The sequence below is a fragment of the Pseudomonas sp. Hz4 genome, assembly GCF_054898165.1.
Genome location: NZ_CM142719.1, coordinates 5,721,108 through 5,746,631, shown reverse-complemented (window position 1 = coordinate 5,746,631; position 25,524 = coordinate 5,721,108). Strand labels below are relative to the sequence as shown.

Sequence of the window (25,524 nt, the reverse complement as noted above, 5' to 3'; positions counted from 1 at the left end):
CTCGGGTTTTCGGCATAGAGAGTCGCTTGCAGCGGCTCTTTAGAATTAGATGCAGTCAGGACTCGAACAACGCGGTATTTTCGTCGAGCCAGCCTTGCAGCAGCAGGGCGGCGGCGATGGCATCGACCGGGTTGTCGCGGTAGCTGCCCTTTTGTCCGCCACGATCACGCCGTTCGCCCTTGGCTTCGAAGGTGGTGAGGCGTTCGTCGTGGGTATAGAAGGGCAGGTTGTAGCGGCCGTTCAGGCGGCGGGCGAATTTCTCCGCGCGCAAGCACATGTCGCTCGGAGTGCCGTCCATGTTCAGCGGCAGGCCGACGACCACAGCGTCGGGCTTCCACTCTTTAATCAGGGCTTCGACCTGATTCCAGTCGGGAATACCATTTTGTGCCTTCAAGGTGCACAGCTCGCGGGCCTGGCCGGTAATCACCTGGCCCACCGCAACGCCGATCTGTTTGGTGCCGTAGTCGAAACCCAAAATCAGGCGCAGGGCCATCAGGCGTGCCCCGCCTGGCTGGTCAGCAGGCTGAGATTGACGCCCAGGTGCTTGGCCGCTGCTTCCAGGCGCAGTTCGCTGCTGGTGTTGAACAAAATATCGGCTTTGAACGGGCAGGTCAGCCAGGCGTTCTGGGCCAGTTCGGCTTCAAGCTGCCCGGCTTCCCAGCCCGCATAGCCAAGGGTGATTACACTCTTGGCCGGGCCGACGCCGTCGGCGATGGCGAACAGCACATCCTGGGACGTGGACAAGGACAGGTCGCCTTCCAGATCAACGGTCGCCTGAAACTTCTTGCCCGAGGGGTGCAGGACAAAACCGCGATCGGTCTGCACCGGGCCGCCGATGAATATCGGCACATGCTGGCAGAGCATCGGCGGTTCGATGTCGGGGCGCAGTTGCTCGAGGATATCGGCCAGATTGAGGTCTTGCGGACGATTGACCACCAGCCCCATGGCACCATTGGCCGTGTGCTCGACAATGTAGGTCAAGGTGTGCGCAAAGTTCGGGTCGACCATGTGAGGCATGGCGATCAGGAAGTGATGCTTGAGGTAGCTGGGGCTGACGTTCTTCATGAGCGCTAGTGTGGCGTTGGAGGGGCGAACTGACAAGCTGGGGATGCGTTGGAAATGCCGCAAATCCCGGCAACGACATAGATTAAATGTGGGAGCGAGCTTGCTCGCGATGGCGGTCTGTCTGTTACATGAATACTGAATGTGCTGCCGCATTCGCGAGCAAGCCCGCTCCCACAAGGGATTTGTGGTGTTCAATTGCTGGAGAGCTTGTCCCCGCGAGCAAACTTCCAGGTCCGAATGATTTCCAACCGGTCGATATCCGACAAATCCCCGGTAAACGGCGAAAACGGTGCCGCCAGCCGCACGATGCGCTGGGCGGCCTGATCCAGCAGCGGCTGCCCGGAAGACTCCAGCACCAGCACTTCATAGAGCGAGCCGTCGCGGTTGATCGAAACCAACAGGCGCAAATTGCCGTAAATCTGTTGGCGCCGGGCTTCGTCCGGGTAATTCAGGTTGCCGATGCGCTCGACCTTCTTGCGCCACTCGTCCTTATACCAGGCGCCCTTGTCGCGCATGGTCGACGCGGCGCTCAGGCGGTGAATGCGCGGGCGCTTGGCGTACAGCTGCTGTTCATTGGCCAGTTCCGCTTCCAGGCTGGCGATGTCGCTGGACAGCTGTTCACTGTCGAACGTCGGCGCGGCCACTGCGGGTTTGGTGACGGGCTTGGGTTCTTCGGTTTTGGCGGCGGCTTTTTTCGGCTTCGGCGCGACGGTCGTCACGGCTGCCTTGGGCGCCGCTTCCTTCACTTCGGGCTTGGCCGCCGGCGGTGGGGTGACTTTCTGCACCTTATTGTCCTGGAACGGCGCGACCTCGGTGGTCTTGGGAATCGCCTTTTTATCCAGGGTGCCGCTGCCTTGCTGATTTTCCTGGGCGAGGAAATCGGCTTTTTCCGGCTTCTTTTCGCTCTTGAAGGTGGCGAGGGTGATTTCCAGGGTTTTGCTGATTTGCTTGGGTTCGACCATGGTAAACCCGACGCCCAATAGCAAGGCCAGGTGAATCAGCGCCGCGAGAAACAGGGTAAAACCGAGGCGATCGCCCGGGCGCACGCCACGGTGGGCGAGTTCAGCGGGCAGATCGGACGGGATTGTCATGATAAAAAAACCAACATCGCGTTTTTCACAGGCCGCGGATGATAACGCAATGTGGGTCGTTTCTTGGCTGTTCTATATCAACGGGCCTTGAGCTTCTGATCGATGGCATCCATCAGCAGGCCGCCGATGTCGGTGCCAAACGCATTATCAATCTCGCGAATGCAGGTCGGGCTGGTGACGTTGATTTCCGTCAGATGCTCGCCAATCACGTCAAGGCCGACGAACAGCAGGCCCTTTTCACGCAGGGTCGGGCCGACTTGTGCGGCGATCCAGCGATCTTTCTCGGTCAGCGGTCGGGCTTCGCCACGGCCGCCGGCGGCGAGGTTGCCACGGGTTTCACCGGCGGCAGGAATTCGCGCCAGGCAGTAATCCACCGGCTCGCCGTCGATCATCAGGATGCGCTTGTCGCCATCAACGATTGCCGGCAGATAACCCTGAATCATGATCTGCTGTTTGCCATGCAGGGTCAGGGTTTCGAGAATCACCGACAGGTTCGGATGGCCAGCGGTGTGACGGAAGATCGACGAGCCGCCCATGCCGTCCAACGGCTTGAGGATCACGTCGCCGTGATGATCGGCGAATTCACGCAGTACATCCGGGCGACGGCTGACGATAGTCGGCGGCGTGCACTGCGGAAACAGCGTGGCAAACAGCTTTTCGTTGCAGTCACGCAAACTTTGCGGCTTGTTGACCACCAGCACGCCAGCGCGTTCGGCTTGCTCCAGCAGGTACGTGGAGTAGACGAACTCCATGTCGAACGGCGGATCCTTGCGCATCAGGATCACGTCCAGGTCGCTCAGCAGCGCGTCGGTCTCGGCTTCGAGTTCGAACCATTTTTGCGGGTTGGCGAAGACTTTCAGCGGACGCATCCGCGCACGCGCTTCACCTTCGGCCTGGTACACATCGCTCTGTTCCATATAGAACAGTTCCCAGCCGCGCTTCTGTGCGGCCAGCAGCATGGCCAGCGAGCTATCCTTTTTATAGGAAATGCTGGCGATAGGGTCCATGACAATCCCGACGCGAACGCTCATGGGTTTTTCCTCGAAATTGGGTGGGTCGGAGTGACCCGTAAAAGTGGCGTCAGAGTGGCGCTGAGCGTGTTCCCGGTCAAGGAAAAACCACTGCGCCAGTCGCCCGATAGATTGGATTTGGAGACTGTGCTAAAAAGGCTGCCATATCGTGCTGGCCCTTGAACATCAAGGGTTTCGAGCCTCCGGTTATCGGAAATGGACAATTTGATTCGCAAAGGCGACGGCAGAGCATTTATGGAACAGCATTCCAGCGCCTTGAAAGTCATGGTGATCGACGATTCGAAGACGATTCGCCGCACCGCCGAAACGCTGTTGAAGAACGTGGGGTGTGAAGTGATCACGGCCATCGATGGTTTCGATGCCCTGGCCAAGATTGCCGACAATCACCCCGGCATCATCTTTGTCGACATCATGATGCCGCGTCTGGATGGCTATCAGACCTGCGCTTTAATCAAGAACAACAGTGCGTTCAAAGCCACGCCAGTGATTATGCTGTCGTCCAAGGACGGGCTGTTCGACAAGGCCAAGGGGCGCATCGTCGGCTCCGACCAGTTTTTGACCAAGCCTTTCAGCAAGGAAGAACTGCTGAACGCGATCCAGGCCCATGTACCGGGCTTCGCCGCCGTTTTGCCGCAGTAGGACATGCACAGTGACGCTCGGCCAGCGGGCCCGGCGTCGACAAGAATGGGGAAGACCATGGCACGTATTCTGATCGTCGATGATTCGCCGACTGAAATGTACAAACTGACCGGCATGCTGGAAAAGCACGGTCATGAAGTGTTGAAAGCCGAAAACGGTGCCGACGGTGTGGCGCTGGCCCGTCAGGAAAAACCCGACGCGGTGCTAATGGATATCGTCATGCCCGGCCTCAACGGTTTCCAGGCGACCCGCCAGTTGACCAAAGACCCGGAAACCGGGCACATCCCGGTGATCATCATCACCACCAAGGATCAGGAAACCGACAAAGTCTGGGGCACGCGCCAAGGCGCCAAGGATTACCTGACCAAACCCGTCGACGAAGAAACCCTGATCAAGACCCTGAACAACGTGCTGGCCGGTTGACCGTCCGGCCATGACCGAGTCGCTGACTGCCTTCGAACTGCTGCTGCAGATTGACCAGCGTTGCCGTGTGCTGGCGGCGGACTTGCCGTCCCAGCCGACCCGTCAAGACAGTTGGAGCGGCATCGGCTTTCGGCTGGGCGAGCACTGGTACGTCGCGCCCATGGGCGAAGTCAGCGAAGTCTTGCATGAGCCGCGGTTCACCCAGCTGCCAGGGGTCAGAACCTGGGTCAAGGGCGTGGCCAACTTGCGCGGGCGGTTGTTACCGATCATCGATCTGTGCGGCTTCTTTTCTGGTCATGAGCTTGGCCATGAACTGTCGGCGGTGCGTAGGCAGCGGCGGGTGTTGGTGGTGGAGCACAACGACGTGTTTGCCGGGTTGATGGTCGATGAGGTTTTCGGCTTGCAGCACTTTGCCCAGGACAGTCTGGAACCGGTAGATACCTTGAGCGGCCCGATTGCACCGTTCATCAAAGGCTGGTTTCAGCGCGAGCAGAACTGGCAGGTGTTCAGCCCGTTTGCATTGGCACAGTCACAAAGCTTTATGCATGTCGCGGTGTAATCCATGTGGGAGCGAGCTTGCTCGCGATTGAACGATAACGGGGTATTTGCTGATACACCGCGGCGCCTGAATCGCGAGCAAGCTCGCTCCCACAGGGTTCTCGGCAAGGTTCACAGGTAGTTGGTTAACAGGCGAGGACCGATGACAAAAGCAAAAACAGGCAAGCCAGAAGGGTCGCGCAGCCGGTCACAGATCATCGCGCTGTTTATCGCGCTGATCGTCTTCATCATGCTGCTGTTCGCCAACTTCGCTTACCTCAACACCCAGGCCACGTACGATAAACAGTACATCGGCCACGCCGGTGAGCTGCGCGTGCTGTCCCAGCGCATTGCCAAGAATGCCACCGAAGCCGCGGCCGGCAAGGCAGCGGCGTTCAAACTGCTGAGCGATGCGCGCAATGACTTTGCCCAACGCTGGGGCTATTTGAAGAAAGGCGATCCCTCCACCGGCCTGCCGCCGGCGCCTTCCACCGTGCGCCCGGAAATGCGCGCCGTGCAACTGGACTGGGAACGCCTGCTGAAAAACACTGACGCGATCCTCTCCAGCGAACAGACCGTACTATCGTTGCATCAAGTCGCCGCGACCCTGGCCGAAACTGTGCCGCAGTTGCAGGTCGAGTACGAAAAAGTCGTCGAAATTCTCCTCCAGCGCGGTGCCCCGGCCGCACAGGTCGCCGTGGCCCAACGACAAACGCTTTTGGCTGAGCGGATTCTCGGTGCTGTGAACACCGTGCTGTCCGGCGATGAAAATTCGCAGCAGGCCGCCGACGCTTTCGGTCGCGATGCTGCGCGATTCGGTCAGGTGCTCACCGGCATGCTCCAAGGCAATGCGGCGCTTAAGGTCAGCCAGGTCGAAGACCGTGACGCACGCGCGCGATTGATCGAGATTTCCGAGCTGTTCGAATTCGTTTCGGGCTCGGTGGATGAAATCCTCGAAACCTCGCCGGAGCTGTTCAAAGTCCGCGAATCGGCGACCCATATTTTCACCCTGTCGCAGACCCTGCTCGACGAAGCCTCGCACCTGGCCAGCGGTTTCGAAAACCTGGCCGGCGGGCGCAACACCGACACCATTGGCGGGTATGTGCTGGGCCTGCTGGCACTGATGTCGATCATCCTCATTGGCCTGGTGATGGTTCGCGAAACCAATCGTCAGTTGCGCGAAACCGCCGAGAAAAATGAACGCAACCAGAACGCGATCATGCGCCTGCTCGACGAGATCGAAGACCTGGCGGACGGCGACCTGACCGTGACCGCCTCGGTGACTGAAGACTTCACCGGGACCATCGCCGACTCGATCAACTATTCCGTGGACCAATTGCGCGATCTGGTGGCAACCATCAACCTCACCGCTGGCCAGGTCGCTGCCGCGGTGCAGGAAACCCAGGCCACCGCCATGCACCTGGCGCAGGCTTCGGAACATCAGGCGCAGCAGATTGCCGAAGCCTCTACCGCGATCAACGACATGGCCCAGTCTATCGACCAGGTCTCGGCGAACGCCGCCGAGTCCTCGGCAGTGGCCGAGCGTTCGGTGGAAATCGCCAACAAGGGCAATGAGGTGGTGCACAACACCATCCACGGCATGGACAATATTCGCGAGCAGATTCAGGACACCGCCAAGCGCATCAAACGTCTCGGCGAGTCTTCTCAGGAAATCGGCGACATTGTCAGCTTGATCGATGACATTGCCGATCAGACCAACATCCTCGCGCTCAACGCGGCGATCCAGGCCTCCATGGCTGGTGATGCCGGGCGCGGTTTTGCGGTGGTCGCTGATGAAGTCCAGCGGCTGGCCGAGCGCTCGTCCGCCGCCACCCGACAGATCGAAACCCTGGTGCGAGCGATTCAGACCGACACCAACGAAGCCGTGATTTCCATGGAACAGACCACCACCGAAGTGGTGCGCGGCGCGCGACTGGCGCAGGATGCCGGAGTGGCCCTGGAAGAAATCGAAGGCGTGTCGAAGACCCTCGCTGCGTTGATCCAGAGTATTTCCAACGCAGCGCAGCAACAGACGTCTTCGGCCGGTCAGATTTCCCTGACGATGAACGTGATCCAGCAGATCACCACGCAGACTTCGTCCGGCTCCACCGCCACCGCTGAGAGCATTGGTAACCTGGCGAAAATGGCCAGCCAGCTGCGGCGTTCGGTGTCCGGTTTCACCTTGCCGGCCGCCAAGGCGCAGGCCGCGGATAAAGTGTAAAACGCCCGCGGGCGTTTGCTTTTTTTGAGTAGAGCAGTGAGCGGAGTGGTTATGGGTGATCGGCACGACTATGTGGCCCTCGAGTGGGTCAAAGGCGAAATTGCCGAAACGCTGAAAGTGGCTCATCAGGCCATCGAAACCCTGCTTGATGACCCGCAGGCGACGCACGCCCTCAGTGAATGCCTGGCGTGCGTCCATCAGGTTCACGGCAGTTTGCAAATGGTCGAGTTCTACGGCGCGGCGCTGCTCGCCGAAGAGATGGAACAGCTGACCATCGCCTTGCAGCAGAATCGCGTCAGTCATCGCGATGAATCGATCCATCTGTTGCTGCAGGCGCTTGGGCGGCTGCCGATTTACCTCGATCGGGTGCAAGGCGCCCGTCGCGACCTGCCGTTGGTGGTGCTGCCGCTGATCAACGATCTGCGCAGCGCCCGTGGCGAAAGCCTGTTGTCGGAAACCAGCCTGTTCAGCCCGCAATTGCCGGACCTGCCGCCACTGGACGAAGCGTCGCTGGCGCTGCTCGAGCCGGCAGATTTACCGAATGTGCTGCGCAAGTTGCGTCAGATGTTGCAGATGGCCCTGGTCGGATTGCTGCGTGAGCAGGATGGCGAAACCAACTTCGATTACCTGACCAAGGTCTTTGCGCGCCTCGAAGGACTGTGCGGCAACGCACCCCTGAGCCCGTTGTGGCAAGTCGCCTCGGCGCTGGTCGAAGGCCTGCGCAGCGGCTCGATCGCCAACAGTCCGGCGTTGCGCAGCTTGTTCAAAGACGCCGACAAAGAGCTCAAGCGCCTGCTCGAGCAGGGCATGCCCGGACTTAATCAGCCGGCGCCGCTAGAGTTGCTCAAGAGTTTGCTGTTCTACATTGCCAAGGCCGAACATCCCACCGGGCAGATGCTGACCATGAAAGATCGCTACGGATTGGACGACGCGCTGCCTGACAGCGCGATGGTCGACGAAGAACGAGCACGGCTGGCCGGTCCCGACCGCGATGCCATGCGTTCGGTGCTGGCCGCGCTGTGCGAAGAGCTGGTGCGGGTCAAGGAGCGCCTGGACCTGTTCGTGCGCAGTGACCGCCAACACACTTCGGACCTCGAAAGCCTGCTGGCGCCACTGCGGCAAATCGCCGACACCCTGGCGGTGCTCGGTTTCGGCCAGCCACGCAAGGTCATCATTGATCAACTGGCGGTGGTGCTGAGCCTCGTCCAGGGCCAGCGTGAGCCCAATGACGCGATCCTCATGGACGTCGCCGGTGCCTTGCTCTACGTCGAGGCGACCCTCGCCGGCATGGTCGGCACCGTCGAACCGGAAAGCCAGGAAGAAAGCCGCCTGCCGACCATCGACCTGACACAGATCCATCAGATCGTGATCAAGGAAGCGCGCATCTGCCTGCAACAGGCCAAGGACATGATCGTCGATTACATCGACGCCGACTGGGATCGCCAGCACTTGCAGCCACTGCCGGCCTTGCTGACCCAGGTGCGCGGTGCGCTGGCGATGATTCCGTTGAGCCGTGCGGCAAGCCTGATCGAAACGTGCAACCACTTTATCCGCGAGCACCTGCTGCTGGATCCGGATCACCCCGGCTGGCAGGAACTGGACAACCTGGCCGACGTCGTCACCAGCATCGAGTATTACCTGGAGCGTCTCAGCGACGACCCCGAGGCGCCGGGTGAACAGTTGCTCGACGTCGCGGAAAAAAGCCTGGCATCACTCGGCTTTTTCCCCAGCGAGCAGCAGGTGCCGGTGCTGGAGGATGTGCTCAGCCCGAGTGAAGCGCAGGTCATGCAGGACCTGCAGGTACTGGACGACCCTGACACCGTCCAGTCACTGGCCGATGTCTTGGCCAGCCCCGTGTCTTCCATCAACCCGCCCGCCCTGACCACCCCGGGAAGCCTGTTGCCGCCACCCGCCGGTGAAGAGCCGGTGGACGATGAGCTGCGGGAAGTCTTCCTCGAAGAAACCGATGAAGTCCTGGAAATTCTCCGGGAATACCTGCCGCGCTGGTCGGCCAATCCCGACAGTAAGTCCGCCTTGAGCGAACTGCGCCGGGCGTTCCATACGTTGAAAGGCAGTGGCCGGATGGTCCGCGCTTTGGTGCTGGGCGAACTGGCTTGGGCGATGGAAAACCTGCTCAACCGCGTACTGGAACACAGCGTTCCACCGGGGGCGGCGGTGCAGCAACTGCTGGGCGACGCGCTGGATCTGCTACCGGAACTGGTGGCCGAGTTTGCGGCCAATGCCCAGCGCCAGCGCAACGATGTCGACCAATTGGCCGCACGCGCCCATGCCTTGGCCAAGGGTGATGAATCGATACTCGATGAAGACGCACAGGACGTCGCAGCCCTCGATCCGCTGCTGCTTGAGATCTTCCGCAACGAAGCCGAAACCCACTTGGGCAGCCTCAACCGCTTCCTGGATCAAGCCGCCGAGCACGTGCCGTTGCAGGCCAGCGACGAGTTGCAGCGCGCACTGCATACCCTCAAGGGCAGCGCCTCCATGGCCGGCGTATTGCCGATTGCCGAGCTGGCGACCCCACTGGATCATCTGGCCCGGGAGTACAAGGCGCACCTGATCGCCCTGGACCTGGACGAAGTCGAACTGTTGCTCGAAGCCGAAGGACTGTTCCGTCTCGGGCTACGCCAGCTCAAGACTGATCCACTGGCCGAGATTCCCGGCGCCCGCTCGTTGATCGAGCGAACCCAGGCATTGCTGGCCGAGCGTCTGGAATCCCTCCTGAGTGCACCCAATACCGGGTTGCGCATCAAGCGTGATCCGCAACTGATCAATAACTTCCTCGCGCAAGGCATGGACATCCTGCTGGACGCCGAAAGCCTGTTGCAACGCTGGCAGCAACATCCCGGCGAGCGTCAGGAACTCAGCGCGCTGCTGGATGAATTAACCACCCTGGGCGAGGGCGCCCACCTGGCTGACCTGCATCCAGTGGATGAGCTTTGCGAAGCGTTGCTCGATCTCTACGGTGCCGTGGAAGAAAGCAGCCTGGCGGTCAGCGAGGCGTTTTTCCACGAGGCGCAAAGTGCCCACGAAGCGCTGATCAACATGCTCGACGAACTGGCCGCGGGCCAGGAAGTCAGCCCGCAACCGGAGCGGGTCCGGGCCTTGCGCGGTTTGCTGGATGCGAGTCTCGATCCGACGGCGATGGGGCTGATTCGCAGTGACGGCAGCCGTACCCTGAGCATTCGAGAACTGGGCAGCGCCACGGCCGAACTGGAACAGACCGCGACCCAGGTTGAACTGGGCGATGAGATCGTTTCGATCTTCCTCGAGGAGGCGGTGGATATCCTCGAAAGTGCTGGCCAGGCTTTGCAGCGCTGGCTGAGCGACCCGGATAACGCCGCACCATTGTTGTCGCTACAGCGTGATCTACACACCCTCAAGGGTGGCGCGCGGATGGCCGAGGTCGAGCCGGTCGGTGATCTGGCGCATGAACTGGAAAGCCTTTATAAAGGTCTGGTGGACCGCCGCTATGCCTACAGCGAAGCGTTGGCGCAACTGCTGCAACAAAGCCATGAACGGCTCGCAGAGCTGCTTGATCAATTGCAGAACCAGCAGCCATTGGGCGATCCGGACGAGCTGATCGTGGCCATTCGCGCGTTTCGCCAGGGCAATGTCAGCGCTGTTGAAACGGTCGAACCTGCCCGGCCCGAGGATTCACCGGGCCATGATCCGGAACTTCTGGATATCTTCCTCGAGGAAGGTTTCGACATCATCGAAAACTCCGGCGCGGCGCTGGTGCGCTGGCAGGCCGAGCCTTCGAATCGTCAGGAAGTGGAAACCCTGCTGCGTGACCTGCACACCCTCAAGGGTGGTGCGCGGATGGTGGAGATCGCACCGATTGGCGACCTCGCCCATGAGCTGGAATTCCTCTACGAAGGCCTCTCGGCTGGCGTACTGCAACCCACCGCCGCGTTGTTCGACTTGTTGCAAAGCAGCCACGATCGACTGGCGCAGATGCTCGATGCGGCCCGTGCCGGTCATCCTTTGCCGCCGGCCGATCGACTGATCGACGCGATCAAGAATTTCAGTCATCCGGCCGTGCCCGAAACACCGGCACCGGTCACGGTGTCCGCAACGCCGAAAATCGAGACGTCCGCACCGCAACCCGATGCCGGCGGTGACATGGTCAAGGTCTCGGCTGAGCTGCTCGACGACCTGGTAAACCTGGCTGGCGAAACGTCGATCTTCCGTGGCCGGATCGAACAACAGGTCAATGATGCGCGCGTGACCCTGAGCGAGATGGAAACCACCATCGAGCGCATGCGCGACCAGTTGCGTCGTCTCGACACGGAAACCCAGGGGCGAATTCTCAGCCGCCAGCAAGTCGACGCCGAACGCCTGGGCTACGAAGAATTCGATCCGCTGGAAATGGACCGCCACTCACAGTTGCAGCAACTGTCGCGCGCGCTGTTCGAATCGGCCTCCGACTTGCTCGACCTCAAGGAAACCCTCGACCGACGCAATCAGGACGCGGAAAACCTGCTGCAACAGCAGGGCCGCATCAACACCGAATTGCAGGAAGGCCTGATGCGCACGCGCATGGTGCCGTTCGAGCGGATGCTGCCGCGTTTGAAGCGCATCGTCCGTCAGGTCTCCAGCGAACTGGGCAAGGACGTGGAGTTCGTCGTCGGCAATGCCGAAGGCGAGATGGACCGCAACGTCCTGGAACGCATGGCCGCGCCATTGGAACACATGCTGCGCAACGCGGTGGATCATGGGCTGGAATCGGCCGAGGTGCGTATCGCCGCGGGTAAACCGGCTCCGGGTCGAATCACCCTCGACCTGTCGCGAGAGGGCGGTGACATCATTTTCGACATCCGCGATGACGGTGCCGGCGTGCCGCTGGACGCGGTGCGGCGCAAGGCGATCAAGCGCGGGTTACTGGCCCCGGACAGCGACATCAGCGACCGCGATGTGCTGCAATTCATCCTGCAACCGGGGTTCTCCACCGCCGAAAAAATCACCCAGATTTCCGGGCGCGGCGTCGGCATGGATGTGGTTCACGAAGAGGTCCGGCAGCTCGGCGGCAGCATGAGCATCGACTCTGTGCCGGGGCAGGGCGTGCACTTCCGGATTCGCCTGCCGTTCACCGTGTCGGTCAACCGGGCGCTGATGGTGCAGTGCTTTGACGATCAGTACGCGATCCCGCTGAACACCATCGACGGCATCGTTCGCGTGCTGCCCAACGAACTTGAAGGGCATTACCGGCTTGATCCGCCGACTTACAAATACGCCGGGCAACACTATGAACTGTGCTACCTCGGCGAACTGCTGAAAACCAGCCACCGCCCGAAACTGCTGGGCCAAAGCCTACCGCTTCCGGTATTGCTGGTGCAGTGCAACGAGCGGCACATTGCCGTGCAAGTCGACTCCATGGCCGGCACTCGCGAGATCGTAGTCAAAAGCCTCGGCCCGCAATTTGCGGCGGTGCAGGGGTTGTCTGGCGCAACGATTCTCGGCGATGGGCGGGTGGTGCTGATTCTCGATTTGCTGGCACCGATCCGCGCCATGCAGGCCCGTGTGCCGCAACAGTCAGTGACTCAGGAGGCGGAGGTCGAGCCGCATAAACCGCTTCTGGTGCTGGTGGTCGACGATTCGGTGACCGTGCGCAAGGTCACCAGCCGTTTGCTGGAACGCCACGGCATGAACGTGCTGACCGCCAAGGACGGTGTCGACGCCATGCTGCTGCTTGAAGAACACAGGCCTGACCTGATGCTGCTGGACATCGAAATGCCGCGCATGGACGGCTTCGAGGTGGCGACCCAGGTACGCGCCGACGAACGTCTGCAGCACCTGCCGATCATTATGATCACCTCCCGCACCGGGCAGAAGCACCGCGACCGTGCCATGGCCATTGGCGTCAACGACTACCTCGGCAAGCCGTACCAGGAATCGGTGCTGCTCGAAAGCATTGCCCTGTGGAGCAAAACCCATGCGTGAGCACCGCACCAGCAACCTCACCGGCCTGCTGCTGCCCTTGGCCGACCGCAACCTGATCCTGCCCAACGTCGCTGTGGCGGAGTTGATCGACTATCAACCGGGGGCTTTCGACCTCGACACACCGCCCTGGTATCTGGGGCGGGTGATGTGGCGAAACCGGCAGATCCCGTTGCTGTGTTTTGAGTCGGCGTGTGGGCAGAAAATCGTCATCGGTGAACGGGCGCGGATTGTCATCCTCAATGCTCTCGGCGGGCGGCCTGATTTGAAATTTATTGCACTGCTGGTGCAGGGGATTCCGCGGTCTTACAAGCTTGATAGCCAGTTGAGTTATGTGGATGTGCCGTTGTGTTCGCTGGAACAGGCGGCGGTGCAGGTGGGGGAGCAGGTGGCCAAAGTCCCTGACTTGCTGGCGTTGGAGGAGTTGCTCGTTACGGCCGGGTTAGCCAACTGATCGTTCCCACGTCGAGGCGTCGAACCGTCGCGTGGGGATGCCTCAACGGACGCTCCGCATTCGGCTTTGGATGGGACGCGGAGCGTCCCGGGGACTCTGCAGCCTGCTGTTGAGCTTTTGCTGCAACAACTGGGCGTGGCCTTGCGCATTGTTGTATTGGATTTCGAGGTGAGCAACACATGTATCACGGGGAAAGACTGAACGCCTGGACGCATTTGGTCGGGGCGGTGGCAGCGGTTGTCGGGGTGGTGTGGATGCTGGTGATCGCCGGCATGGACGGCAGCCCGTGGAAGATCGTCAGCGTGGCGATTTACGGGTTCACCTTGCTGGTGCTTTACAGCGCGTCGACCGTTTACCACAGCGTGCGTGGGCGCAAGAAAGCGATCATGCAGAAGGTCGATCACTTTTCGATCTACCTGCTGATTGCCGGCAGCTACACGCCATTCTGTCTCGTGACGCTACGCGGGCCTTGGGGGTGGACGTTGTTCGGGATTGTCTGGGGATTGGCGCTGGTCGGCATCCTGCAAGAGATCAAACCGCGTTCGGAAGCGCGGATTCTGTCGATCGTGATTTACGCAGTGATGGGCTGGATCGTACTGGTGGCGGTCCAGCCGTTACTGGCGGCATTGGGCAGCACAGGTTTCGCCTGGCTGGCGTCGGGCGGCGTGTTGTACACCGTGGGGATTGTCTTTTTTGCCCTCGATCATCGTTTGCGGCATGCCCACGGGATCTGGCACCTGTTCGTGATTGCGGGGAGTTTGCTGCACTTTGTGGCGATTTTGTTCTACGTCCTCTAGACCCGTGGCGAGGGGATTCATCCCCGTTGGACTGCGAAGCGGTCCCAAAAATAGAACTGCTGCGCAGTCCAACGGGGATAAATCCCCTCGCCACAGGGCCCTAGAAGTCACCCCAAAGCTGTTGGGCAACCGCTAATGCAACCACCGGCGCGGTCTCGGTGCGCAACACCCGAGGCCCGAGCCGGGCGGCATGGAACCCGGCACTTTTGGCCTGATCAACCTCAGCATCTGACAACCCGCCTTCCGGGCCAATCAGGAACGCCAAAGTCTCTGGCTTCGCATGGCTCACCAGTGGCTCGGCCACTGGGTGCAGCACCAACTTCAATTCTGCTTGAGTCTGCTTCAACCAGTCCGCCAGCAGCAGCGGTGGATGAATCACCGGCACCCGTGAACGCCCGCATTGCTCGCAAGCGCTGATCGCCACTTGGCGCCAGTGCATCAGGCGTTTGTCGGCGCGCTCGTCCTTCAGCCGGACTTCGCAGCGGTCGCTGAAGATCGGGGTGATTTCTGTGACGCCCAGTTCGGTGGCTTTCTGAATCGCCCAATCCATCCGCTCGCCACGGGACAAGCCTTGGCCGAGATGGATCTGCAAGGGCGATTCGACCTGCCCGGCGAAGCTTTCATCGATCTGCACGACCACGCGCTTCTTGCCGACCTCCACCAGCGTGGCGCGAAACTCATGGCCCGAACCGTCGAACAGTTGCAGCGCATCGCCCTCGGCCATGCGCAGAACGCGGCTGATGTAATGGGCCTGGGCCTCGGGCAACTCGTGTTCGCCAGTGCTCAAGGGGGCGTCGATATAGAAGCGGGACAGTCTCATGCGGATTCTCTTTAATTTGATCGTTCCCACGCTCTGCGTGGGAATGCCTCACAGGACGCTCCGCGTCCGCTTTTTGGGACGCAGAGCGTCCCTGGCTGCATTCCCACGCAGAGCGTGGGAACGAGCGCTATTCAATCAGCCCGGATCGCGGAATCCCGGATGAAAATCCTTCGGCACCGACACGCTGACGCTTTCACGGGTCGCGATGTCGATGCCTTCGCTGGCCACTTCGGCCAGAAAGTCGATCTGTTCAGGCGTGATCACGTAGGGCGGCAGGAAGTACACCACGCTGCCCAGCGGTCGGAGTAAAGCACCACGCTCCAACGCATGCTGGAACACCTTCAAGCCGCGACGTTCCTGCCACGGATACGCTTCTTTGCTGGCCTTGTCCTTGACCATCTCGATGGCGAGCACCATGCCGGTCTGACGCACTTCCGAAACGTTCGGGTGATCGGCCAGGTGCGCGGTGGCGCTGGCCATGCGCTGGGCCAGGGCCTTGTTGTTCTCGATGACGTTGTCTTCTTCGAAGATATCCAGCGTCGCCAAGGCTGCTGCGCACGCCAGAGGATTGCCGGTGTAGCTGTGGGAATGCAGGAAGGCGCGCAAGGTCGGGTAGTCGTCGTAGAACGCGCTGTAGACATCTTCCGTCGTCACGCAGGCCGCCAGCGGCAAGTAACCACCGGTCAGGGCCTTGGACAGGCAGAGGAAGTCCGGGCGGATGCCGGCCTGTTCGCAGGCGAACATCGTCCCGGTGCGGCCGAAGCCGACGGCGATTTCGTCGTGGATCAAGTGCACGCCATAGCGGTCGCAGGCTTCGCGCAGCAGTTTGAGATACACCGGGTGGTACATGCGCATGCCGCCAGCGCCCTGGATCAGCGGCTCGACGATCACCGCGGCCACGGTGTCATGATGCTCGGCCAGGGTCTGTTCCATGGCGGCGAACAGGTTGCGCGAGTGTTCTTCCCAGCTCATGCCCTCGGGACGATGGTAGCAATCGGGGCTCGGCACCTTGATGGTGTCCAGCAACAGGGCCTTGTAGGTTTCGGTGAACAGCGGCACGTCGCCCACCGACATCGCGGCCATGGTCTCGCCGTGGTAGCTGTTGGTCAGGGTGACAAAGCGCTTCTTGTCCGGCTGGCCGCGGTTGAGCCAATAGTGAAAGCTCATTTTCAGCGCGACTTCGATGCAGGACGAGCCGTTATCGGCGTAGAAGCACCGTGTCAGGCCTTCCGGCGTCATTTTCACCAGGCGCTCGGACAACTCGATCACTGGCTGATGACTGAAACCGGCGAGGATCACGTGTTCCAGTTGATCGACCTGGTCCTTGATGCGCTGGTTGATCCGCGGGTTGGCGTGGCCGAATACATTGACCCACCAAGAACTGACGGCGTCGAGGTAGCGTTTGCCTTCGAAGTCTTCCAGCCACACGCCTTCACCGCGCTTGATCGGGATCAGCGGCAGCTGTTCGTGGTCTTTCATCTGGGTGCAGGGATGCCACAACACCGCGAGATCGCGTTGCATCCACTGATTATTCAGGCCCATTTTCAGTCTCCTCGAGGCGGCACGCTTGGTGCGCGGGCAAACAATCGCGCAAGCCTATGCAATGCGTGGCGTGGGGACAACCCATTGCGTGGATTGAGCTACTTTGTATAGGACGGTCGACGTCGCTGGCGGCCTTTTGATGGCTGACGTATTCTTCGCGGTTCTTTGAGTCGTCTGGCTCGCAAAACCGCTTTTCCCTACGTGTATTTCCGGAGTTCGCTGAATGTCTGCTGGTTGGCTGCGCGCCTGTGCGCTGGTGATGTTAGGGCTGTTCAGCGTGTCTGCGCTGGCCAAGGATAAAACGGCGATCGTGATCGGGGGAGGGCTGTCTGGCCTCACCGCTGCTTACGAACTGCAAAACAAAGGCTGGCAGGTGACCCTGCTCGAAGCCAAACCGAGTATGGGCGGTCGCTCCGGCATGGCCACCAGTGAGTGGATCGGCAACGATAAGACCCAACCGGTTCTGAACAAGTACGTCTCGACCTTCAAGTTAAGCACCACGCCAGCCCCTGAGTTCGTGCGGACCCCGGGCTATCTGATTGACGGTGAGTATTTCACTGCCGCTGATCTGGCAACCAAGCAACCGGCCACCAGCGACGCGCTCAAGCGCTACGAAAAGACCCTGGACGATCTGGCGCGCTCGATCGAAGACCCGCAGAACCCGGCGGCCAACAGCACGCTGTTCGCGCTGGACCAGATCAACGTGGCCAACTGGCTCGACCGTCTGAATTTGCCGGCCACGGCACGTCAGCTGGTGAATCAGCAGATTCGTACCCGTTATGACGAACCATCGCGCCTGTCGCTGCTGTACTTCGCACAGCAGAGTCGCGTTTATCGTGGCGTTGCCGACCGTGACCTGCGCGCTTCGCGTCTGCTCGGCGGTAGCCCGGTGTTGGCTCAGGCCTTCGTCAAACAGCTGAAAACCATCAAGACCAGCTCCCCTGTCTCGGCTATCACCCAAGACAAGGACGGCGTCACCGTCAAAGTCGGCAGCGTTGGCTATCAGGCGGACTACGTCGTCGTGGCCGTGCCATTGCGCGCACTGAACAAGATCCAGATGACCCCGTCACTGGATACCCAGCACATGGGCGCGATCAAGGGCACCAACTACGGTTGGCGTGACCAGATCATGCTGAAGTTCAAGTCTCCGGTATGGGAAAGCAAGGCACGCATGACCGGTGAGATTTACAGCAACACTGGTCTGGGCATGTTGTGGGTTGAGCCGGCTCTGAAGGGCGGCGCCAACGTGGTGATCAACCTGTCCGGCGACAATGCGCGCGTGATGCAGGCCTTCGGCGACAAGCAGATGGTCGATCAGGTGCTGATCCGTCTGCACACCTTTTATCCACAGGCACGCGGTTCGTTCACCGGTTATGAAATCCGCCGCTACAGCACCGACCCATCCATGGGCGGCGCATACCTGGCGTTCGGCCCTGGCCAGATCAGCAAGTACTGGCGCCTGTGGGAACGTCCGATTCAGCGTGTAGCCTTTGCCGGCGAACACACTGACACGTTGTACCCAGGCACGCTGGAAGGCGCACTTCGCACCGGTCAGCGTGCAGCCAGTCAGGTAGAAGACCTGGCGGCCGGCAAGTCGTTTGAACCTGTGAAGGTTGTACCGGCGGCGACCGCTGCGGTAGCCGGCGCAGCGGCGGCAAAGAAAGGTAACTTCTTCACCAACCTGTTTGGTGGTTCTGACGACAAACCGGAACCGGTCAAGGCGCCAGCGCCAGTGGCTCCGGTTGCTCCTGCACCGACTCCAACGCCGACGCCAACCCCGACCCCAGCGCCGGTCGAAGTGCCTAAGCCAGCGGTACTGGTGAAAGCCGAGCCGGCCAAAAAAGCCCCGGTGAAAAAGCCTGCAGCCAAAACCGAGGCCAAAAAGGCTCTGGCAAAAGCGCCGGCGAAGAAAGCTGAACCGGCTAAGAAGCCTGCAGCCAAGCCCGCTGCGACTCCGGCAACAGATACCAAAGCGCAGTAAGCTTGGGATTGAAGAAACGCGGCAGAAATGTCGCGTTTTTTTATGCCCGAAGAAAACCAATATTAAGAATTGAATACATCTTGGCGGCGGTGTTCTTTAGTTGGACTTCTTTTTTTACACAGGGCTCTTTAATCTTTCCTTAACTCATCCATTTCAGACTCTTGATCGTATTTCTCGATATTTCAAAGCGAAATTTTCCGCTTTAATTCGATAGATAACTCGATAGTCTTGGTCGCAGTTCTCACAGGATTTGGCAATGCAGCTACGTAACTCTTCTTCGCGCTACGGTTGGGTCAGCATTTTCATGCACTGGGGTGTGGCACTGGCGGTCTTCGGTCTGTTTGCGTTGGGCTTGTGGATGGTCGGTCTCGACTATTACAGCGTCTGGCGCAAAGACGCGCCGGACTTGCACAAAAGTATTGGTCTGGTGCTGTTAGCCGTCATGGTTCTACGGGTTTTGTGGCGCTTTATCAGCCCACCGCCACCGGCACTGCAAAGCTATAGCCGCATGACGCACCTTGGCGCCAAGTTCGGCCATTCGTTCCTGTACCTCACTCTGTCCGCTGTGATGATTGCCGGTTACCTGATTTCCACCGCAGAAGGTGTCGGGATTCCGGTGTTTGGCCTGTTTGAAGTCCCTGCATTGGTTTCCGGACTACCGGACCAGGCAGACACCGCTGGTGTGATTCATCTGTATCTGGCGTGGGTGCTGGTAGTTTTTTCCGGCCTCCATGCGTTGGCAGCACTGAAACACCACTTTATCGATCGTGATGCGACCCTGGCGCGAATGCTGGGCCGCAAAGCATGAAGTTCAACCTCGACTCCATAGGAATAGAAAGCATGTTGAAAAAGACCCTCGCTGCTCTGGCCATCGGTTCGGCCCTGCTGTCCGCCAACGTGATGGCGGCTGACTACGTCGTCGACAAAGAAGGCCAACATGCCTTCGTTGACTTCAAGATCAGCCACCTGGGCTACAGCTTCATCACCGGTACCTTCAAGGACATCGACGGCAAGTTCAGCTTCGACGCTGCCAAGCCAGAGGACAGCAAGCTCGAGTTCAATGTCAAAACCGCCAGCGTGTTCACCAACCACGCTGAACGTGACAAGCACATCGCCAGCGGTGACTTCCTGAACGTGGGCAAATTCGCGGACGCCAAGTTCGTCTCCACCAGCGTCAAATCCACCGGCAAAAACGCCGCTGGCAAAGACACTGCCGACGTAACCGGCGACCTGACGCTGTTGGGCGTGACCAAGCCAATCGTGGTCAAAGCCACTTTCCTGGGTGAAGGCAAGGATCCATGGGGCGGCTACCGTGCCGGCTTCGAAGGCACCACCAGCATCAAGCGCTCTGATTTCGGCAAGCAGAAAGACCTGGGCCCTCAGTCAGACGCAGTAGAGTTGTATGTTTCGTTTGAAGGTGTCAAAGCGAAGTAATTTTCGCCGCTAAAACAAAATGCCCCTGATCTCGCGATCAGGGGCATTTTTTGTTACTGCGTTAAATCAGCGATTGCGGGTCAGCAAGGCTGGTTTTTCACCGCGAGGGCGACCTGGCAGTTGATCCAGTTGCTCAGGTGTCGGAAAACGATCGGTTTTCGACTCCTTGTGAATGATCTTCGGTGCCGGACCGCGCGGGTTTTGCACGGCCGGCTCCGCACGCGGCTGATCGTCGGTGCTGGCCGGGCGGCGGTTGCGGGACTCTTCGCGACGGGCCTGGCCGTCACGTGGAGCGCCGTTGCGTGGACCGCTGCGCTTGGCCGGCGGCGTGCCAGTGGTGGCGCCATCGCTGCTGCGCGGGCCGCTTTGGCGACCCTGAGGCTTGCCGCCGGTGCGCGGAGCACCTGCGCCGGCGCCTGCGGCCGAGCCTTGTGCCGGAGCACTCGGACGGCGGCCACGGCCTTGAGCGGGTTTGGGCTGTGGCACGTAGTCGGCGCGGTTACCGAAGTTATCAACGTCGTCGTCCAGAAACTCGTCCGGAGCACGGTCAGCAGCGGCGCGAGGAGCCGGGCGCTGTTGCTCGCGAGCCGGGGTGCCTTCGCGTGGCTTGTGTTCACGCGCCGGGCGATCACCACGGCCAGTGGCAGCAGGTTTTTCCTTGCCGCCCTTGTCCTTGCCTTTGTCTTTACGACCGCCACCGCCGCCGCTGCCGTTCGGACCGTCGCCGCGCGGGCCACGTGGGGTGCGCGGGTTGCGCACATCCGGACGCTCGCGAACTTCTGGTTTCTCGGCCTCTACAGCGCTGGAATCGAAGCCCATCAGGTTGCCGTCGGCAATCTTCTGCTTGGTCATGCGTTCGATGCTTTTCAGCAGCTTTTCTTCGTCCGGAGCCACCAGCGAGATCGCCTCACCCGAACGACCGGCGCGGCCAGTACGGCCGATACGGTGAACGTAATCTTCGTCGACGTTTGGCAGTTCGAAGTTGACCACGTGTGGCAACTGATCGATGTCCAGGCCGCGAGCGGCGATGTCGGTGGCGACCAGGATGCGCACTTCGCCAGCCTTGAAGTCGGCCAGGGCTTTGGTGCGGGCGTTCTGGCTCTTGTTGCCGTGGATCGCGACGGCGCTCAGGCCGTGTTTGTCCAGGTACTCGGCCAGACGGTTGGCGCCGTGCTTGGTGCGGGTGAACACCAGAACCTGTTCCCAGGCGCCAGCGGTGATCAAGTGCGCCAGCAACGAACGCTTGTGGCTGGCGGCCAGGCGGAATACGCGCTGTTCGATACGCTCGACCGTGGTGTTCGGCGGCGTGACTTCGATGCGTTCCGGGTTGTGCAGCAGCTTGCCGGCGAGGTCGGTGATGTCTTTGGAGAAAGTCGCCGAGAACAGCAGGTTCTGGCGTTTGCTCGGCAGACGGGCGAGGACCTTTTTCACGTCATGGACGAAGCCCATGTCGAGCATGCGGTCGGCTTCGTCCAACACGAGGATTTCCACGTGGGACAAATCGACGCTGCCTTGGCCGGCGAGGTCAAGCAGACGGCCAGGGCAGGCCACCAGCACGTCAACACCACGGGACATGGCCTGAACCTGCGGGTTCATGCCGACGCCGCCGAAAATGCAAGCGCTGACGAACTTCAGGTCACGGGCATAAACCTTGAAGCTCTCGTGTACTTGAGCCGCGAGTTCGCGAGTAGGGGTCAGGACCAGTACGCGCGGTTGGCGCGGGCCGTGACGCTGGGATTTGTCCGGGTGACCGTTGGGGAACAACCGCTCCAGAATCGGAAGGGCGAAGCCGCCGGTTTTACCAGTACCTGTCTGAGCCGCGACCATCAAGTCGCGACCTTGCAACACGGCGGGAATGGCCCGCTGTTGCACCGGAGTAGGCTCGGTATAGCCCGCTGCCTCGATGGCGCGGACTAAAGCCTCGGAGAGACCGAGGGAAGCAAAGGACATGAGTAATCCTGTTTTAGTTAGGGCTTGGCCCAATGGGAGTCTTGCCTGGCGCGAATGGCGTTTAAGAGGAACGCAATCCCGTCCGGTCCTGCTGGGCCTTGAAAGCTCGTCTGGAGTGCTCGCGCGGGCTGAAAAGCTGCGCTGTAGCGGTGTCGAGATGCCTTGAACAAGTCCGAGCGTCCGGGCGTGAGCCTGGCGGAAAGGCCGGAGTATAACAGAGCAATCACTGCGCGCCGCTTTCCTGCTGCTCAACGGTTTTTCCGCTGGCGGCGGTGGCTCGGGTGGTTTTTATCTCGGCTGGCGGACTGGCACCATAACGGGCGCTCAATTCTGTGTACGCAGGCTCGCGCTTGAAGCGTTTGAGCTCGGCGCCGAAACGCTGCACCAACAAGTCCATGCCCGCGTTGCGGCGCACCGCCAGGAACTGGCTCTGGTGGCTGATGACGGTCGGGTTTTCGGTAATCTTGTCGCGGATGCCCAATTCGTCGAGCAAGTGCTGACCCACCCGGCGGTCGGTGATCAGCAGATCGATCCGCCCGCGCACCAGTTTGCCGAAGTTGGCTTCATGGGTCGGCGCCGGTTCATGGGTGAACAGAGTCGATTCGCGAAAGTCCCGGCTGTACAGATAACCCGGGGAGGTGCCGATGGTCAGGCCTTTCAGATCGTCCAGAGTCTGAAACGGATGCGGGCGCTCATTGGCGTAAAACATCACGAATTCGACTTCAGAGAGCGGTTCGCTCGGGTAGAGCAGCGTAGCGTCGCGTTCCGCGCTGTGAAAAATATCAAGCGCGCCATCCGCCTGGCCTGTTTCGAGCATCGACAGGCAGCGCTTCCACGGCAGGAACTGCCACTCGACTTCGATCCCCAGGCGCTTGAAGACAATCGCTGTGGTTTCGTAGTCCAGCCCCAGGGATTTGCCGTTTTCCTCATACACGTACGGCGCCCAGGGTTCGGTGACAATGCGCAGCTTCTCGCCCCGAGCGGCAAGACTCAGGCAAGTCAAAAGAAACAGGGTCAGTATCTGCGTGATCAAAGGCATGGCTTGAGATTACGACGAGAAACGCCAAAGAGCCAGAAACGGGATCTACAAGCTCTAACTCCAGGTGTTGCTGCACAATAAAAGTGCGTTAAAAACAAAAAATCGCAGCCTTCGGCAGCTCGTACAAAGGTCCGTATTTCCCTGTAGGCACTGCCGAAGGCTGCGATCATTTGGTCTTGCTTTAACGACTTTTAGCGCGGCAACTTCAAATTGTTCCACACCGCCAGGCTCGGTTCGGCCTGGTTCAGCGTGTAGAAGTGCAGCCCTGGAGCGCCACCCTGCAGCAAGCGTTCGCACATCTGGGTGATGACTTGCTCACCAAAGCCTTGAATGCTCTGGGTGTCATCGCCGTAGGCTTCCAGCTGCTTGCGGATCCAGCGCGGGATTTCCGCACCGCAGGCATCGGAGAAACGCGCCAGCTTGCTGTAGTTGGTGATCGGCATGATCCCCGGAACGATCGGGATGTTCACGCCCATCGCCCGTACACGCTCGACGAAGTAGAAGTAGCTGTCGGCGTTGAAGAAGTACTGGGTGATCGCACTGTCGGCGCCAGCGTTGGCCTTGCGCACGAAGTTGAGCAGATCGTCTTCGAAATTGCGCGCTTGCGGATGCATTTCCGGGTAAGCGGCGACTTCGATGTGGAAATGATCGCCGGTTTCTTCACGAATGAATTCAACCAGGTCATTGGCGTGGCGCATTTCGCCACTGGCCATGCCCATGCCCGAAGGCAGGTCACCGCGCAGGGCAACGATTCGCTTGATGCCGGCTGCCTTGTATTGGGTCAGCAGGCCGCGCAAATCGTCCTTGCTGTCGCCAACGCAGGACAAATGTGGTGCGGCAGCGACTTTGACTTCGCTTTCGAGCTGCAACACGGTGTTGAGCGTGCGATCACGCGTCGAACCGCCAGCGCCATAAGTGCAGGAGAAGAAATCGGGGTTGTACGTGGCCAGCTGACGGGCAGTGGCGAGCAGTTTTTCATGCCCAGCGTCGGTCTTCGTAGGGAAGAACTCAAAGCTGTAGCGACGGTCTTGGGACATGGGAATACCCTTTGCAATCGCAAAAGGCGAACCGGTGATGGTCGGTCCGCCTGGTCAGGATCGGCGGGCGCAAAGCCCGCCGGGTCCAATCAGTAGCGGTAAGCGTGTGGCTTGAACGGACCTTCGACGGTCACGCCGATGTAGTCGGCCTGAGTCTTGGTCAGTTGAGTCACTACGCCGCCGAAACCGCGGACCATTTCCAGGGCCACTTCTTCGTCGAGTTTCTTCGGCAGTACTTCAACGGTCAGACGCTCGGCTTTCTGGGCTGGCGACAGGTCGGCGTACTTCTGGCCGAACAGGAAGATCTGTGCCAGAACCTGGTTGGCGAACGAACCGTCCATGATGCGGCTTGGGTGGCCGGTGGCGTTACCCAGGTTAACCAGACGGCCTTCGGCCAGCAGGATCAGGTAGTCGTCGTTCTGAGCGTCAAATGCGCCAGGGCCGGTACGGTGAATCTTGTGAACCTGTGGCTTCACTTCTTCCCATGCCCAGCTTTTGCGCATGAAAGCGGTGTCGATTTCGTTGTCGAAGTGGCCGATGTTGCAGACAACAGCACGCTTCTTCAGGGCTTTGAGCATGTTTGCGTCGCAAACGTTGACGTTGCCGGTGGTGGTCACAATCAGGTCGATCTTGCCCAGCAGCGCTTTGTCGATGCTTGCTTCAGTACCGTTGTTGATACCGTCGATGAACGGCGAAACCAGCTCGTAACCGTCCATGCAGGCTTGCATGGCGCAGATCGGATCGACTTCGGAGACTTTAACGATCATGCCTTCCTGACGCAGGGACTGGGCCGAACCCTTGCCCACGTCACCGTAACCGATGACCAGTGCTTGCTTGCCGGACAGCAGGTGGTCGGTACCGCGCTTGATCGCGTCGTTCAGGCTGTGACGGCAGCCGTATTTGTTGTCGTTCTTGCTCTTGGTCACCGAGTCGTTGACGTTGATGGCCGGGATTTTCAGCTCGCCCTTGGCCAGCATGTCCAGCAGGCGGTGAACGCCCGTGGTGGTTTCTTCGGTGACGCCGTGGACGCGGTCCAGGATCGCCGGGTATTTCTTGTGCAGCAGCTCGGTCAGGTCGCCGCCGTCGTCGAGGATCATGTTGGCATCCCAAGGCGCGCCATCCTTGAGGATGGTTTGCTCCAGGCACCACTCGTACTCTTGTTCGGTTTCGCCTTTCCAGGCGTAAACCGCGATGCCGGCAGCGGCGATAGCAGCAGCGGCCTGGTCTTGAGTCGAGAAAATGTTGCAGGACGACCAGCGTACTTCGGCACCCAGGGCAACCAGGGTTTCGATCAGCACGGCAGTCTGAATGGTCATGTGGATGCAGCCGAGGATCTTGGCGCCTTCGAGCGGCAGCTCACCGGCGTACTTGCGGCGCAGACCCATCAGGGCCGGCATTTCGGATTCGGCGATGATGGTTTCGCGACGGCCCCAGGCAGCCAGGGACATGTCGGCCACTTTGTAATCGGTAAAATCTGCAGGCGTGATAACAGCGCTCATGATGAGCCT

General features: G+C 60.2%; 20 protein-coding genes. 10 read left to right on the top strand and 10 right to left on the bottom strand.

What is annotated here, in order from left to right; all coding sequences use genetic code 11:
- Positions 1-55: 55 nt before the first annotated feature.
- The 4 genes from ruvX to gshB all read right to left on the bottom strand — a co-directional run bounded on the left by ruvX (position 56) and on the right by gshB (position 3,187).
- A complete protein-coding gene (gene ruvX / locus ACYZTR_RS26510; RefSeq protein WP_005792259.1) occupies positions 56-493 on the bottom strand; it encodes a Holliday junction resolvase RuvX in 438 nt (145 codons plus the stop codon).
- Entirely contained in the window at positions 493-1,065 is a 573-nt protein-coding gene (locus tag ACYZTR_RS26505; RefSeq protein ID WP_461975099.1) for a YqgE/AlgH family protein, read from the bottom strand. The genes ruvX and ACYZTR_RS26505 overlap by 1 nt, the downstream gene beginning before the upstream one ends.
- 191 nt (positions 1,066-1,256) lie before the next feature.
- Positions 1,257-2,156, bottom strand: a complete 900-nt coding sequence (locus ACYZTR_RS26500; RefSeq protein WP_461975097.1) for a TonB family protein — start codon at positions 2,154-2,156, stop codon at positions 1,257-1,259.
- A 77-nt stretch (positions 2,157-2,233) separates the two neighbouring features.
- On the bottom strand, positions 2,234-3,187 hold the full coding sequence (gshB, locus tag ACYZTR_RS26495; RefSeq protein ID WP_461975095.1) for a glutathione synthase: 954 nt from the start codon (positions 3,185-3,187) through the stop codon (positions 2,234-2,236).
- Between the two features lie 234 nt (positions 3,188-3,421).
- Here gshB and pilG point away from each other — a divergent pair, with 234 nt between their 5' ends.
- From pilG to trhA, 7 genes are all read left to right on the top strand, one after another.
- Positions 3,422-3,826, top strand: coding sequence for a twitching motility response regulator PilG (gene pilG, locus ACYZTR_RS26490; RefSeq protein WP_461979897.1), 405 nt, complete (start codon positions 3,422-3,424; stop codon positions 3,824-3,826).
- Between the two features lie 57 nt (positions 3,827-3,883).
- Positions 3,884-4,249: a twitching motility response regulator PilH gene (gene pilH / locus ACYZTR_RS26485; protein WP_008068134.1), complete on the top strand. Its 366-nt coding sequence runs from the start codon at positions 3,884-3,886 to the stop codon at positions 4,247-4,249.
- A gap of 10 nt (positions 4,250-4,259) precedes the next feature.
- The gene (locus ACYZTR_RS26480; protein ID WP_461975093.1) at positions 4,260-4,808 is read left to right on the top strand and encodes a chemotaxis protein CheW; all 549 of its coding nucleotides are present in this window, start codon (positions 4,260-4,262) and stop codon (positions 4,806-4,808) included.
- Between the two features lie 141 nt (positions 4,809-4,949).
- On the top strand, positions 4,950-7,007 hold the full coding sequence (locus ACYZTR_RS26475) for a methyl-accepting chemotaxis protein (protein ID WP_461975091.1): 2,058 nt from the start codon (positions 4,950-4,952) through the stop codon (positions 7,005-7,007).
- 51 nt (positions 7,008-7,058) lie between these two features.
- Complete coding sequence (locus ACYZTR_RS26470) at positions 7,059-12,965, top strand: Hpt domain-containing protein (RefSeq protein ID WP_461975089.1); 5,907 nt, start codon at positions 7,059-7,061, stop codon at positions 12,963-12,965.
- Entirely contained in the window at positions 12,958-13,416 is a 459-nt protein-coding gene (locus tag ACYZTR_RS26465; RefSeq protein ID WP_461975087.1) for a chemotaxis protein CheW, read from the top strand. Before ACYZTR_RS26470 ends, ACYZTR_RS26465 begins: the two co-directional genes overlap by 8 nt.
- 179 nt (positions 13,417-13,595) lie before the next feature.
- Positions 13,596-14,213, top strand: a complete 618-nt coding sequence (gene trhA, locus ACYZTR_RS26460) for a PAQR family membrane homeostasis protein TrhA (RefSeq protein ID WP_461975085.1) — start codon at positions 13,596-13,598, stop codon at positions 14,211-14,213.
- A gap of 100 nt (positions 14,214-14,313) precedes the next feature.
- Here trhA and ACYZTR_RS26455 read toward each other — a convergent pair whose 3' ends face one another.
- Both ACYZTR_RS26455 and ACYZTR_RS26450 read right to left on the bottom strand, forming a co-directional pair.
- Positions 14,314-15,033 carry a 16S rRNA (uracil(1498)-N(3))-methyltransferase gene (locus ACYZTR_RS26455; protein ID WP_461975083.1) on the bottom strand — a complete coding sequence of 240 codons (720 nt, stop codon included), beginning with the start codon at positions 15,031-15,033 and terminating at the stop codon, positions 14,314-14,316.
- 135 nt (positions 15,034-15,168) lie between these two features.
- Positions 15,169-16,575 carry an adenosylmethionine--8-amino-7-oxononanoate transaminase gene (locus tag ACYZTR_RS26450; RefSeq protein WP_461975081.1) on the bottom strand — a complete coding sequence of 469 codons (1,407 nt, stop codon included), beginning with the start codon at positions 16,573-16,575 and terminating at the stop codon, positions 15,169-15,171.
- Between the two features lie 223 nt (positions 16,576-16,798).
- On the opposite strand from ACYZTR_RS26450, the gene ACYZTR_RS26445 reads away from it, so the two are divergent.
- The 3 genes from ACYZTR_RS26445 (at position 16,799) to ACYZTR_RS26435 (ending at position 19,990) form a co-directional block, all read left to right on the top strand.
- Positions 16,799-18,556: a flavin monoamine oxidase family protein gene (locus ACYZTR_RS26445; protein ID WP_461975079.1), complete on the top strand. Its 1,758-nt coding sequence runs from the start codon at positions 16,799-16,801 to the stop codon at positions 18,554-18,556.
- Positions 18,557-18,812: 256 nt separating this feature from the next.
- A complete protein-coding gene (locus ACYZTR_RS26440) occupies positions 18,813-19,364 on the top strand; it encodes a cytochrome b (protein ID WP_461975077.1) in 552 nt (183 codons plus the stop codon).
- Between the two features lie 32 nt (positions 19,365-19,396).
- Positions 19,397-19,990: a YceI family protein gene (locus ACYZTR_RS26435; RefSeq protein ID WP_449645600.1), complete on the top strand. Its 594-nt coding sequence runs from the start codon at positions 19,397-19,399 to the stop codon at positions 19,988-19,990.
- A gap of 66 nt (positions 19,991-20,056) precedes the next feature.
- Here the strand turns inward: ACYZTR_RS26435 and ACYZTR_RS26430 are convergent, their stop codons facing one another.
- The 4 genes from ACYZTR_RS26430 to ACYZTR_RS26415 form a co-directional block, all read right to left on the bottom strand.
- Positions 20,057-21,940, bottom strand: coding sequence for a DEAD/DEAH box helicase (locus ACYZTR_RS26430; protein ID WP_461975075.1), 1,884 nt, complete (start codon positions 21,938-21,940; stop codon positions 20,057-20,059).
- A 223-nt stretch (positions 21,941-22,163) separates the two neighbouring features.
- Entirely contained in the window at positions 22,164-22,979 is an 816-nt protein-coding gene (locus ACYZTR_RS26425) for a substrate-binding periplasmic protein (protein ID WP_461975073.1), read from the bottom strand.
- Positions 22,980-23,170: 191 nt separating this feature from the next.
- Positions 23,171-24,016, bottom strand: coding sequence for a methylenetetrahydrofolate reductase [NAD(P)H] (gene metF, locus ACYZTR_RS26420; RefSeq protein WP_461975071.1), 846 nt, complete (start codon positions 24,014-24,016; stop codon positions 23,171-23,173).
- Positions 24,017-24,105: 89 nt separating this feature from the next.
- Positions 24,106-25,515, bottom strand: coding sequence for an adenosylhomocysteinase (locus tag ACYZTR_RS26415; RefSeq protein ID WP_461975069.1), 1,410 nt, complete (start codon positions 25,513-25,515; stop codon positions 24,106-24,108).
- Positions 25,516-25,524 lie beyond the last annotated feature (9 nt).